Source organism: Egicoccus sp. AB-alg2, assembly GCF_041821065.1.
In the GTDB taxonomy this organism is placed as follows: domain Bacteria; phylum Actinomycetota; class Nitriliruptoria; order Nitriliruptorales; family Nitriliruptoraceae; genus Egicoccus.
In genome coordinates, this window is record NZ_JBGUAX010000009.1 from 1 (window position 1) to 13,081 (window position 13,081).

General features: G+C 70.4%; 9 protein-coding genes. 3 read left to right on the forward strand and 6 right to left on the reverse strand.

Translation table 11 applies throughout. The features are described 5' to 3' along the window. The 3 genes from ACERM0_RS17730 to ACERM0_RS17740 form a co-directional block, all read left to right on the forward strand. Window positions 1-1,189, forward strand: a 1,189-nt coding sequence (locus ACERM0_RS17730) for a biotin/lipoyl-containing protein (RefSeq protein ID WP_373679960.1), incomplete at its 5' end; no start/stop codon positions are given. 1 nt (window position 1,190) lies between these two features. Next, window positions 1,191-1,688 carry a DinB family protein gene (locus tag ACERM0_RS17735; RefSeq protein ID WP_373679961.1) on the forward strand — a complete coding sequence of 166 codons (498 nt, stop codon included), beginning with the start codon at window positions 1,191-1,193 and terminating at the stop codon, window positions 1,686-1,688. 178 nt (window positions 1,689-1,866) lie between these two features. Continuing rightward, window positions 1,867-4,419 (forward strand): ExeM/NucH family extracellular endonuclease, encoded by a 2,553-nt coding sequence (locus tag ACERM0_RS17740; protein ID WP_373679962.1) that lies wholly within the window; start codon window positions 1,867-1,869, stop codon window positions 4,417-4,419. A 63-nt stretch (window positions 4,420-4,482) separates the two neighbouring features. On the opposite strand, the gene ACERM0_RS17745 is transcribed toward ACERM0_RS17740, so the two are convergent. The 6 genes from ACERM0_RS17745 to ACERM0_RS17770 form a co-directional block, all read right to left on the reverse strand. Continuing rightward, on the reverse strand, window positions 4,483-5,889 hold the full coding sequence (locus ACERM0_RS17745) for an NAD(P)H-quinone dehydrogenase (RefSeq protein WP_373679963.1): 1,407 nt from the start codon (window positions 5,887-5,889) through the stop codon (window positions 4,483-4,485). A 247-nt stretch (window positions 5,890-6,136) separates the two neighbouring features. Continuing rightward, complete coding sequence (locus ACERM0_RS17750) at window positions 6,137-7,417, reverse strand: endonuclease/exonuclease/phosphatase family protein (RefSeq protein ID WP_373679964.1); 1,281 nt, start codon at window positions 7,415-7,417, stop codon at window positions 6,137-6,139. 141 nt (window positions 7,418-7,558) lie between these two features. Further along, complete coding sequence (locus tag ACERM0_RS17755) at window positions 7,559-9,151, reverse strand: methylmalonyl-CoA mutase (RefSeq protein WP_373679965.1); 1,593 nt, start codon at window positions 9,149-9,151, stop codon at window positions 7,559-7,561. A 329-nt stretch (window positions 9,152-9,480) separates the two neighbouring features. Further along, a complete protein-coding gene (locus tag ACERM0_RS17760) occupies window positions 9,481-10,233 on the reverse strand; it encodes a succinate dehydrogenase/fumarate reductase iron-sulfur subunit (RefSeq protein WP_373679966.1) in 753 nt (250 codons plus the stop codon). A 94-nt stretch (window positions 10,234-10,327) separates the two neighbouring features. Beyond that, complete coding sequence (locus ACERM0_RS17765; RefSeq protein WP_373679967.1) at window positions 10,328-12,244, reverse strand: fumarate reductase/succinate dehydrogenase flavoprotein subunit; 1,917 nt, start codon at window positions 12,242-12,244, stop codon at window positions 10,328-10,330. Window positions 12,245-12,287: 43 nt separating this feature from the next. After that, window positions 12,288-13,037, reverse strand: a complete 750-nt coding sequence (locus tag ACERM0_RS17770; RefSeq protein WP_373679968.1) for a succinate dehydrogenase cytochrome b subunit — start codon at window positions 13,035-13,037, stop codon at window positions 12,288-12,290. Window positions 13,038-13,081 lie beyond the last annotated feature (44 nt).

The following is a 13,081-nucleotide window of genomic DNA, read 5'->3' on the forward strand; positions in this document are numbered from 1 at the left end:
CCTGGAGCGCTACCTCGAGCGGCCGCGCCACATCGAGATCCAGGTGCTGGGCGACCTGGACGGGACGATCATCCACCTCGGCGAGCGCGACTGCTCGCTGCAGCGCCGCCACCAGAAGCTGGTCGAGGAGGCCCCGGCCGCCGGGATCTCGCAGGCGCTGCGCGACCGGATCGGGCAGGCCGCCATCGAGGTCGCCCGCGAGATGGGCTACTTCAACGCCGGCACCTGCGAGTTCCTGCTCGACAGCGACAACGAGACCTTCTACTTCCTGGAGATGAACACCCGCCTACAGGTCGAGCACCCCGTCACGGAGCTGGTCACCGGGGTCGACCTGGCGCAGGCGCAGCTGCGGATCGCGGCCGGCGACGGAATGGGACTCAGCCAGGACGACGTGGTCCTGACCGGCCACGCGATCGAGGCCCGGATCAACGCCGAGGACCCGGCCACCAACTTCATGCCCACCCCCGGTCTGATCACCGAGTTGCGGCCGCCGCTGGGCCCCTGGGTGCGCTTCGACACCGGTGCGGAGTCCGGCTACGAGGTTCCGCGCGACTACGACTCGATGATCGCGAAGCTGATCGTGTGGGGCGCCGACCGCGACGCCGCCCGCGCCCGCATGGCCCGCGCGCTGGACGAGCTGGTCATCGACGGGATCCCGACCACGGTGCCCTTCCACCGCCTGGCCATGACCAACGAGCAGTTCGCCGCCGGCGAGCACGCCACCGTGTCGGTCGAGACCGAATGGGACCTCAGCGGGCTCGTCCCGCAGGCCCCGGCCACGCCGGGCGACGGCCAGGACGGCCCGTCGCGGGAGGTCACCGTCGAGGTGGCCGGCAAGCGGATCGGCGTGCGCGTCTACGGCGAGCTGGCCGCAGCGCCGGCCGGCGGCGGAGGCGGCAACGGGGCAGCACCGGCCAAGCGACGGGCCCGGGCCGGAAGCGGCAGCGGCAGCACGGCCACCGCGTCGTCCGAGGACCTCGTCGCCCCCATGCAGGGCACCGTCGTCAAGTACGCCGTCGCCGAAGGCGACACCGTCGCCGCCGGTGACCTCGTCGCCGTGCTCGAGGCGATGAAGATGGAGAACAACATCACCGCCCACCGCGACGGCGTGGTCAGCACCGTCGGCTTCGCCGCCGGCGACGTCGTGGAGACCGGCGCCGTCCTGGCCCGCATCGAGGACGCCGGCTGAGATGGCGACCGACGACGCGTACGACCCGCCGGACACCGGGTCGGAGACCGAGCTGCTCCTGGGCTTCCTCGGCTTCCTTCGCGAGGCGGTCATCGCCAAGGTGGCCGACCTGTCCGAGCATGACGCGCGACGTCCGATGCTGCCCAGTGGCTGGCACCTCGCGGGGCTGCTCGCGCACCTGACCGACGTTGAACGGTCCTGGCGCGACACCGTGGTGGACGGCCTGCCGGACGCCGCACCCGAGGTGGCCGACGACCCGCAGGCCGGCTGGCGCGTGGCCGACGACACGACCGTGGCGGACCTGGTGGCGGCCTACCGCGAAGAAGGACGGCGCACCGCGTCGAGGTTCGCCGACGCCGACCTCGACGCGCCGACGGCGCTCGACCGCTCGCCGCACTCGCTGCGCTGGGTGCTGATCCACCTCGTCGAGGAGACGGCCCGCCACGCCGGCCACGCCGACGCGGCCCGTGAACTGCTGGACGGCCGCACCGGCGAGTGAGGTCGCGTCGACGGTCGCCCGGCGACCCGCGGGGGCCGTTTGCGCGGGCCGGCGACGAACGCGACCGCAGGTCAGCAGGCGTTCACCGAGCGGCTGGCGAATCTTGACCAGGTCGTGGGCCTAACGCATGGCCTGATGTGCTTGGGTTGCGCTTCCCCCGAGCCGAGGTCATTCGTCCATGCGTCGAATCTCTCTGCTGGCGCTGCTCGCCATGCTCGCCAGCGCACTCCCCATGGCGTCCGTCGGCGCCATGGCCCAGGAAGCCGAACCGACTGGTGGTGCGGTCGTCATCAGCCAGGTCTACGGCGGTGGCGGCAACAGCGGCGCCACCTACACCCACGACTTCGTCGAACTGCTCAACCGAACCAGCGAACCGGTGGACGTCACCGGCTGGGCGGTCGGCTACGCGTCGTCGTCCGGCACCAACTGGAACGCCACCAGCCTGTCCGGCACGATCGCTCCCGGTGGCTACCTGCTGGTGCAGCAGGCGCCCGGGTCCGGTGGCACGACGCCGCTGCCCACCCCTGACGTGACCGGCGGCGCCAACATGTCCGCCACCGCGGGCAAGGTCGCGTTGGCGACCTCGGCCGCCGCGCTGCAGGGCGGCTGCCCGACCGACGTCGTCGACCTGGTCGGCTTCGGCAGCGCCAACTGCTTCGAAGGGTCGGGCCCGACCCCGACCCTCAACAACACGACGGCCGCCATCCGGGCCGGCAGCGGCTGCACCGACAGCGACGACAACGCCGCGGACTTCGCCACCGGCGCACCCGCGCCGCGCAACAGCGCGTCCCCGACCGTCGACTGCGGTGACGTCCCGCCACCCCCGCCGCCGCCAGCCACCCCGTCCGACGACTGCGACGCCCCGGAGTACATCGGCGACATCAACACGGTCGGAGACAACGGGCTGCCGTCGGCCAACTGGGTCGGTCAGCGCGTCGCCGTCGAGGCCGTCGTCACGGCCGACTTCAAGGCCGGCCTGAACGGCTTCTACGTCCAGGAGGAGGACGTCGACGCCGACGACGACGCGACCACCTCCGAGGGCATCTTCGTCTTCGCGCCGGCCATCCCCGCCGGCAGCATCCCCGAGGTGGGCACGCTCGTCTGCGTCGTCGGTTTCGTGGGATCCTTCCAGGGCCAGTACCAGCTGACCAACGTCGAGGTCGAGACGGTCGCGTACGACGTCGACCTTCCCACCGCGGTCGCACTGGAGATGCCCGTCGACGACCTCGTCGAACTGTCGGCGCTGTCGGGCATGCGGGTCGAGCTGACGGGCGAAGACGGCACGATGACCGTCGCCCAGAACTACTTCCAGGGCCAGTACGGCGAGCTCGACCTCAGCGCGACCGGCCGGCTGTGGAACCCGAGCGAGGTGCTCGATCCGCGTAGCGAGGACGCCTTCCGGCTGCGTGCCGAGAACCGGCGGAGCCTGATCAAGCTCGACGACGCCAACAGCTCGACCAACCGCCGGCCCGTGCCGTGGTTGGCCAACGGCGCGACCCGCGCCGGCGCGGAGACCAGCGACGTCATCGAGGGCATCGCGAGCTACCAGTTCGGCGCCTACCGCATCCAGCCCACCGCGCCGGGCGACATCACCTTCACCAACACCGACAACCCGCGCCCCGACGGACCGCCGGACGTTCTGGCTGCCGCCGCTACAGACGCGGAGACCGTCACCGTGGCCGCGTTCAACGTCCTGAACTACTTCACGACGCTGACGAGCGAGAGCAGCAGCGCCCGAGGCGCGGACACCCCGGAGGAGTTCGAACTGCAGGCCGCCAAGATCGTGACCGCCATCACCAAGATGGACGCGGACGTGGTCGGCTTGATGGAGATCGAGAACAACTTCGGTGCCGACAACGACGCCCTCCTCGACCTCGTCGACCGCCTGAACGCGGTGGCGGGCGATGACACGTACGCCGCGGTGGCGCTCGACGCGCCGTCCGGGACGGACGCGATCAGCAACGCCATGATCTACCAGCCGGCGTCGGTGACCCCGGTCGGCGAGTTCGCGCAGGCCGACCACCCGGCATTCGTGAATCCGCTCGGGGCCGCGATCGACCGCAACCGACCCGCCATCACCCAGGCGTTCGCGACCACGACCGGTGAGGAATTCATCGCCGTGGTCAACCACCTGAAGTCCAAGGGCTCCGCGTGCGGTGCCGCCGACCCGGCGGACCCGCTGCAGGGCAACTGCAACCTGACGCGGACCCTGGCGGCACAGGAGCTGGTGCGTTGGCTGAGTGAGGACGACCCGACCGGCACCGGCTCGGACCGGATCGCCATCATGGGCGACCTCAACGCCTACGCCATGGAGGACCCCATCCAGGTACTGCGTGACGCCGGTTACGTCGACACGCTCGCCGACCAGACCGGCAGTACGTATTCGTACGTCTTCGACGGTGAGCTCGGCCGGCTCGACCACGCCTTCGTGTCGTCGACGCTGAGCGAGTTCGTGGTCGATGCCGCGGCGTGGCACATCAACACCGACGAGCCGGCGGCGCTCGACTACAACAACTACAACGACCCCGCGACGCAGGACACCAGCGAGTTCCGCTCGTCGGACCACGACCCGCTGCTGTTCGGCCTCGCGTTCCCGGTCGATGCTCCGACCTCGCCGCAGGCCAAGGACCAGTGCAAGAACGACGGATGGCGGCGGTTCAGCGACCCGTCGTTCCGCAACCAGGGCGAGTGCGTGGCCTGGGTGGCGGCCGAGGGACGCAACCTGCGCTGACCCGCACCTCGACACGCGAGGGGCCCCGCCATCCGGCGGGGCCCCTCGCGGTGTGGCTGGTCGTCAGCGGGGCGCGTCGAGGCGGGCCATCAGCATGCGGGCACATTCGGCGACGGAGCCGGCCATCGACGGGTAGACGGTGATGGTCTGCGCGAGCTGCGCCACGGTGAGCCGGTTCTGCACCGCCGTTGCCAGCGGTTGGATCAGGTCGCTGGCCCGCATGGAGACGACTACCCCGCCCAGCACGGTGCCCGACCCCACCTGCGCGTGGACCTTGACGAACCCGTCGACCGCGTTGGTCATCTTCGCGCGCGGGTTGCCGCGGAAGTCGAGGCGGGCCGTCTCCACCGGGATGCCGGCCGCGGCCGCGTCGTCGGACGACAGGCCGACGGTGGCGACCTCGGGATCGGTGAAGATGGTCGACGCGACCGCGCCCCAGCGGATGGGCTGGACCGCCTGGCCGAGCGCGTGCCACATCGCCGTGCGCCCCTGCATCGCCGCGACCGAGGCCAGCATCACCCGCCCGGTCACGTCACCAGCGGCGTAGACCCAGCGGCACTCGGTGCGGCCGACGGTGTCCACCTCGACGCCGCCCCAGTCGTTGACGAGCGCGCCGACCTTCTCCAGCCCGATGTCGGCGGAGCTGGGGACCTGGCCGACGGTGAACAGCACGTGGCTGCCGACCACCTCGGAGCCGTCCTTGAGGCCGACGACGACCTCGTCGTCGCGCCGCTCGCAGGAGACGGCTCGGGCGTTGCGGAGGATCTTCATGCCGCGCCGCTCGAAGACGTCCTCGATGACCTGGGCGGCATCGGGGTCCTCGGTCGGCAGGATCAGGTCGCGGGAGCTGACCAGGGTCACCTCGGCGCCGAAGCGCCGGAAGGCGTGGGCGAACTCCGCGCCGGTGGCACCGGAGCCGACGACCACGAGGTGCTCCGGCACCTCGGGCAGCCCGTAGACCTGCTGGCCGACGAGCACCCGCTCGCCATCGGGCTCGAAGAACGGCAGTACGCGCGCTGTCGAACCCGTGGCCACCAGGACGTAGTCGGCCGGCAGGACGTGCTCGTCGCCGTGCTCGTCGGTCGCCGTGACCTCGTGATAGCCCGAGATGCGCCCGCGGCCGCGGACCAGCGTCACGCCGGTGGCGGCGATCTTGCTCTCGATGTCCCGGGACTGGTTGGCGCCCAGCTGCAGCACGTTGTCGGCGACCTTCGGGAAGTCGACGACGGTGCGGTCGACCGGCTTGCCCTCGGGCAGGTGGACGCCCATGCCCTCGGCGAGGTGCATCCACCCCATCGCCTCGGCGGCCACGATCAGGGCCTTGGACGGCACGCAGTCCCACAGCACGCTGTTCCCGCCGAGCCCCTCGTCGGTGACGATGGTGACGTCGGCACCGAGTTCGGCGGCGACGAGCGCGGCCTCGTAACCGGCCGGCCCGCCACCCAGGATGACGATGCGCTGCGTGCTCACGGGTGCCTCGGACGACGGCGGAAAGGGTCTGAGCGTTGCCCTGGGACCCTACCCGCCGCCGGGCGGGCCCTCGCCCGCCCGGCCGTACGGCACCTCGACGCTCAGCGCACCGGTTCGACCTTCCAGGCTCCCGCCACGTCCCGTTCCTGCCCTGGTCGACGTCACGTCGGCCGGTGCCCCACGTGATCCTGATGGACGTGGAGATGTCCGTCAGGGCGGCAGGAAGGGGGCCGCCGCCTCAGGATGCTCACCGACCGTTGCGGGTGGGGACGCGCACGTCGACCCAGACCATGCGGTGATCGGACTGGTCCACCACCTCGTACCACGGATCGTCGACGAGTGGCCAGAAGACGCCGGCGTCCTCGATCTGTAGGTCGGCGCTGGGAAGGGCGTAGTCGACGCGCAGGTTGCCGGGGCCGGTGAAGTCGGCGGTGTCGTGCTCGGGCGGGCAGTCGTGTTCGAGGTTGATGCCGCCCTGCAGCTCCGTCTGCTGCACGCCGCCCTCGCTCGACGGTGTCACGCGCGTGTTGACACGCGGGTGCTCGAGCAGCTGGTGGATGCCGACGCCGTCACCGTCGCAGGGGTCGTCGTTGTAGTCGCCGAGGATCACGAACGACGCGCCCGGCCGCAGTCCGCCGTGCTGGCCGTCGTCGTCGTAGAGGTATCGGCTCGTCGAGGGCCGCAGGTAGTCCGCCCACAGCCGGATCTCGTCGTGGTTGCGCCGCACGTTGCGCTGCTCCTCGCCGTCGAAGGCCGGCGGGGTGGGATGCGCGTTCAGGGTGTGGACGACATGGCCGCCGATGCGCACCGGCACGTCCCAGTGCGACTTGGAGGAGAGCGGGAACTCCTCGAGGACCTCTTCGGCATACCAGTCCCCGGTGTCCGTCGTCGCCGGGTCGGACGGCAGCAGGGCCCCCGGCATGTCGGACCAACGGAAGTGCTGGAAGGTGCGGACCTGTTCCTCCACGATCGGGTACTTGGAGAGCACGAGCATCCCGTACTGACCTTCGTACCAGCCGAAGCCCCACGCATCGTCCGGACCGGTGGTTTCGCCGTCACGGTTGAGGTCGAATCCGGACGGCACGCCGGTGTTCACCGGCGCCACGAAGGCGTAGGGGTAGTGGATCGGCGCCTCGCCGGCTTGGGACACCTCGAGGTAGTTGGTCCGGAAGGCGTCCGGCGCCGCGTACTCGTCCTCGCCGTCCACGGCGCCGGCGTAGTCGAACTCGCCGATCTGGACGACGTCGGGCCGCTGGTACTGGATGACCTGGGCGATGGCGCCGATCTGGGTGTCGTCGCCGGCACGCAGGTCGGCGAGGAACTCTCCCTCCGCCGAGCGGAACTCGGAGAAGGCGGTGTTGTAGGTGGCGAACCGCACCGTCTGCGGCCCGGGGCCGACCTCGCGCTCGGGCGGCTGCGCGAGGGCAGCCGGGGTCGTGGCGAGTGCGAGGAGCGAGGCCACGACGGCGGCGAGCGCCGCTCGTGGGCGGGGACGGACGAGCCTGGTCGGACGTGGAGGTGGTGGCACGCAGCTCTCCCTGGCAGCCGGATCTCGGATGCTCCCGAGTCCAGCAGCCACCACGGCGTCAGGACGTCCGACCGGACGGGTTCGCCGCCCAGCCGACGGGCATTGATCCGCCGCCCCGCATGCGCTACGCGCGACCGGCCATCAGAACTTCTCGCTGGGGACGTAGGCGCCGAACTCGTCGCGCAGGACGTCGCAGACCTCCTGCAGGGTCGCGCGGCGCCGCAGGGCCTCACGCATCGGCGGCAGCAGGTTGTCGTCGCCCTTGGCCGCCCGGCGGACGTCGTCGAGTGCCGCGCTCACGCCGGCCTGGTCACGCGTCGACTTCACCTGCTCGATGCGGTCGATCTGGCCGTCACGGATCGCCTCGTCGATGCGCTGCAGTTCGGGCGCGATCTCCTCGTCGGTCCGGTAGCGGTTGACCCCGACGACGATCTGACGCTCGGCCTCGATGTCGCGAGCGAGGTCGTACGCGGCCCGCTCGATCTCCTGCTTCTGGTAGCCCTGCTCGATCGCCGCGACGGCACCGCCCATCTCGTCGATGCGCTGCAGGTAGCCGCGCGCCTCCTCCTCGATGCGGTCGGTCAGCGACTCGATCAGGTACGAGCCGGCCAGCGGGTCGACCGAGGCCGGCACGTCGGTCTCGTGCGCGATCACCTGCTGGGTGCGAAGCGCGAGGCGGGCCGACTTCTCCGTCGGCAGGGCGAGGGCCTCGTCGTAGCTGTTGGTGTGCAGCGACTGGGTGCCGCCCAGGGTGGCGGCGAGCGCCTGGATCGCCACCCGCACCAGGTTCACCTCCGGCTGTTGGGCGGTCAGCTGCACGCCGGCCGTCTGCGTGTGGAAGCGCAGCATCTGCGACTTGGGGTCCTTCGCACCGAAGCGGTCGCGCATGATCGACGCCCACAGCCGGCGGGCGGCGCGGAACTTGGCGATCTCTTCCAGCAGCGTCGAGCGGGCGACGAAGAAGAACGACAGGCGCGGCGCGAACGCGTCCACGTCCAGGCCGGCGTCCACGGCAGCCTGGACGTAGGCGATCCCGTCCGCGAGCGTGAAGGCGATCTCCTGGACCGGGGTCGCCCCCGCTTCGCCCATGTGGTAGCCGGAGATCGAGATCGTGTTGAAGCGCGGCAGGTGCTGGGCGCAGTAGCCGAAGGTGTCGGCGATGATCCGCAGCGACGGCGCGGGCGGGTAGATGTAGGTGCCGCGGGCGATGTACTCCTTGAGCACGTCGTTCTGGATCGTGCCGCGCAGCTGCTCGGGGGCGACCCCCTGTTCCTCACCGGCGATCTGGTACATCAGCAGCAGCAGCGACGCGGGCGCGTTGATCGTCATCGACGTGGACACCTGGTCCAGCGGGATGCCGTCGAAGAGCGCCTTCATGTCCTCGACGGTGTCGATCGCCACGCCGACCTTGCCCACCTCGCCGTCGGCGATGTCGGCCGAGCTGTCGTAGCCCATCTGCGTGGGCAGGTCGAAGGCGACCGACAGGCCGGTCGTGCCCTGCTCGAGCAGGTACTTGTAGCGCCGGTTGGACTCCTCGGCGGTCGACATCCCGGCGTACTGGCGCATCGTCCACAGCCGGCCGCGGTACATCGTCGGGTAGACGCCGCGGGTGAACGGGTACTCCCCTGCCGCGCCGAGCCGTTCGCCGGCGTCGAAACCGTCGAGGTGCTCCGGGCCGTAGGCCGTCTCGAAGGGGAACCCGCTGACCGTCGTCGGCTCTTGTCGTTCACCCATCGGATTTCGCTCCAGATCGCACCGGTCCCGACAGGCTATGGCCCGGACCCCGCTCGGCGGTAGCTCGACACGGTCGGGGTATCCCGCGCCGGCGACGGAAACCGCACCGCTCGCCGCCCCGCCATCCGCGCCGCCGACCGGGTTTCCCGCGCCGGCGACGGAAACCGCACCGCTCGCCGCCCCGCCATCCGCGCCGCCGACCGGGTTTCCCGCGCCGGCGACGGAAACCGCACCGGCGCCAGGTTCGGATGCCGGCGTCTGGCCCCGACGCAACGACGCCCCGGCGGGTCGCCGGGGCGTCGGGGAACGGTGCCGCTGCGGCCCGTGGGTCAGGCGCTGCGGCGCGTGCGCATCTTGCCCTTGCGGTAGTCCTTGTTCATCCAGGCGATGAAGTCGATGGAGATGCCCTTGGGACAGGCCGCCTCGCACTCGCCCATGTTGGTGCACGAGCCGAAGTACTGCTCCATCGTGTCGACCATGCCCACCGCCCGCTCGTAGCGCTCGGGCTGCCCCTGCGGCAGCGCGTTGAGGTGGGCGACCTTGGCGGCGGTGAACAGCTGCGCCGCCCCGTTCGGGCACGCGGCGACACAGGCGCCGCAGGCGATGCACGCGGCCGCGTCCATCGCGAGGTCGGCCGTCTCCTTCGGCACCGGGATGAGGTTGCCGTCGGGAGCGGACCCGGTGTCGACCGAGATGTAGCCACCGGCCTCCACGATGTGGTCGAACGCCGAGCGGTCGACGACGAGGTCCTTCACCACCGGGAAGCCGGCCGCGCGCCACGGCTCGATGACGATCTCGTCGCCGTCGGCGAACTTGCGCATGTGCAGCTGGCAGGTGGCGGTGGCCCGCTCGGGACCGTGCGCCTGCCCGTTGATCATGAGCCCGCACGTGCCGCAGATGCCCTCGCGGCAGTCGTGGGCGAACTCGATCGGCTCCTCGCCGGCGTTGGTCAGCTGCTCGTTGACCTGGTCGAGCATCTCCAGGAACGACGCGTCCTCGCTGACGTCGGTCGCCTCGTAGGTCTCGAACCGACCCGGCGCATCCGGCCCGGTCTGGCGCCAGACTCGTAGCGTGAGATTCATTGCGGCCTCTTCGCGGTCGATGCGGTGACGGGGGGCGGCTGCTGAGCGGGGAACCCCGCGTCGGGCCTACGGGGGGCGGAGCGCCCCGCATCCGTCACTTGTAGCTCCTCTGGGTGAGCGCGACGTTCTTGAACTCGAGGGCTTCCTTGTGCAGCGTCGGCTCCTTGTCGAGCCCCTGCCACTCCCAGGCCGCGACGAAGCTGAAGTTCTCGTCGTCGCGCTTGGCCTCGCCCTCGTCGGTCTGCGACTCCTCGCGGAAGTGCCCGCCGCAGGACTCCTCGCGCATGAGCGCGTCGCGGCACATCAGCTCGGACAGTTCGAAGAAGTCGGCGACACGACCGGCCTTCTCCAGCGAGGAGTTCAGGGTGTTGCCCGAGCCCGGGACCCGGACGTTCTTCCAGAACTCCTCGCGCAGCGTCGGGATCTCGGACAGGGCCTTCTCCAGCCCAGCCCGGTTGCGGGCCATGCCGCAGTAGTCCCACATGATCTTGCCGAGCTCGCGGTGGTACCAGTCCACCGACCGCGTCCCGCCGGTCTTGAGGAACTGCTCGGTCTGGTCGCGGACCGTGGCCTCGGCCTGCACGAACTCCGACGCCGAGGTGTCGACCTTGGGCTGGCCCAGCATCGGCGCGAGGTAGTCGCCGATCGTGTAGGGCAGGATGAAGTACCCGTCGGCCAGGCCCTGCATCAGCGCCGACGCGCCGAGGCGGTTGGCGCCGTGGTCGGAGAAGTTGGCCTCACCGATCGCGAACAGGCCCGGGATCGTGGTCTGCAGGTGGTAGTCCACCCACAGCCCGCCCATCGTGTAGTGCGGCGCCGGGTAGATGCGCATCGGCGTGACGAACGGGTCCTCGCCGGTGATGCGCTCGTACATCTCGAACAGGTTGCCGTACTTGTCGTCGACTGCGTCCCGGCCCAGCCGCTGGATGGCCGCCGCGAAGTCGAGGTACACGCCGTTCTTGAGCGGTCCGACGCCCTTGCCGGCGTCGACCTGCTCCTTGGCGTTGCGCGAGGCGACGTCGCGGGGCACCAGGTTCCCGAACGCGGGGTACTTGCGCTCGAGGAAGTAGTCGCGGTCCTCCTCGGGCACGTCGGCCGCGGTGCGGGTCTCGTCCGGGTCCTTGGGCACCCAGATCCGGCCGTCGTTGCGCAACGACTCGGACATCAGGGTGAGCTTGGACTGGAACTCGTCCGAGGAGGGGATGGCCGTGGGGTGGATCTGGGTGAAGCACGGGTTGGCGAACATCGCGCCCTTGCGGTGCGCCCGCCAGGCGGCGGTCACGTTGGACGCCATCGCGTTCGTGGACAGGAAGAACGCGTTGGCGTAGCCACCGGTGGCCAGCACGACCGCGTGGGCGGAGTGCGAGCTGATCTCGCCGGTGACCAGGTCGCGCACCACGACGCCGGCGGCCTTGCCGTCGACCACGACGAGGTCGAGCATCTCCGACTTGGTGACCAGTTCCACGGTCCCGGCCGCGACCTGGCGCGCCAGCGCCTGGTAGGCCCCCAGCAGCAGCTGCTGGCCGGTCTGTCCGCGGGCGTAGAACGTGCGGCGGACCTGGGCGCCACCGAACGAGCGGTTGTCGAGGAACCCGCCGTACTCGCGGGCGAAGGGCACGCCCTGGGCGACGCACTGGTCGATGATGTTGTTGGACACCTCGGCCAACCGGTAGACGTTGGCCTCGCGCGAGCGGTAGTCGCCGCCCTTCACCGTGTCGTAGAACAACCGGTAGACCGAATCGCCCTCGCCGTGGTAGTCCTTGGCGGCGTTGATGCCACCCTGCGCGGCGATGGAGTGCGCCCGACGCGGCGAGTCGTGGAAGGTGAACACCTTCACCCGGTAGCCCAACTCGCCCATGGTCGCCGCGGCCGAGGCGCCGGCCAGGCCGGTGCCGACGACGATCACCTCGAACTTGCGCTTGTTGTTCGGGTTCACCAGCTTCATGGAGAACTTGTGGTCACGCCACATCGTCTCCAGCGGTGCGTCGGGGATCTTCGAGTCGAGCGTCATCGCTCCTGCTTTCTCCCGCGAGTGCGACGGGTGGTGGCCGTCGTCAGCTGACGAGTCCGAACTGCACGGCCAGCGGGAACGACACGTTCCCGCCGATCACGACCACGGCGAAGCCGATGGCGAACGCGCGCCGCCAATGGTTGAACTTGCGGTTGTTCCAGCCCATCGACTGGAACAGGCTCCAGCCACCGTGGTAGATGTGCACGCCCAGGGCCAGGTTCGCGATGATGTAGAAGGCCGCCACCGCGGGCACCTGGAAGCTTGCGACCAGCTTCTCGTACGGGGTCGCGCCCGCCTCGGCCGGGTTCACCCAGCCCCACGTGAAGTCGGCGAGGTGGTAGAGGATGAACAGCAGCACGATGACGCCGGTCCAGCGCATCGTGCGGGCGGCGAAGTCGGCCGCCACGTACTCACGGCGGGCCTGGTAGCGCTCCGGGCGGGCGTTGCGGTTCATCACCGTCAGCTGGTACGCGGCCAGGATGTGGAAGAACAGCGTCACGATCAGCAGGGCGCGCATCCCCCACAGCGCGAACTCCTCGGGCACGATCGGCACCAGCAGGCCGCTGCGCAGGAACTCCGCGTAGTGGTTGAAGTCCTCCGCACCGAGGTAGACCTTCAGGTTTCCCACCATGTGCGCGAAGATGTAGCCCAGCCACACGATGCCCGTGATGGCCATGACGTACTTCTTGCCCACCGCGGACCGGTAGAGGTCCACGAGGAACGGGCGGCGGGTCTTCCCGCCCGCCGGATTCGGCGGGGACCCCTCGGTGACCCCGGTGACCTTCGTCGCCATCGTTGCTCGGCCTCTCCTGCAAGCGATCCGGGCCGGTGGGACGT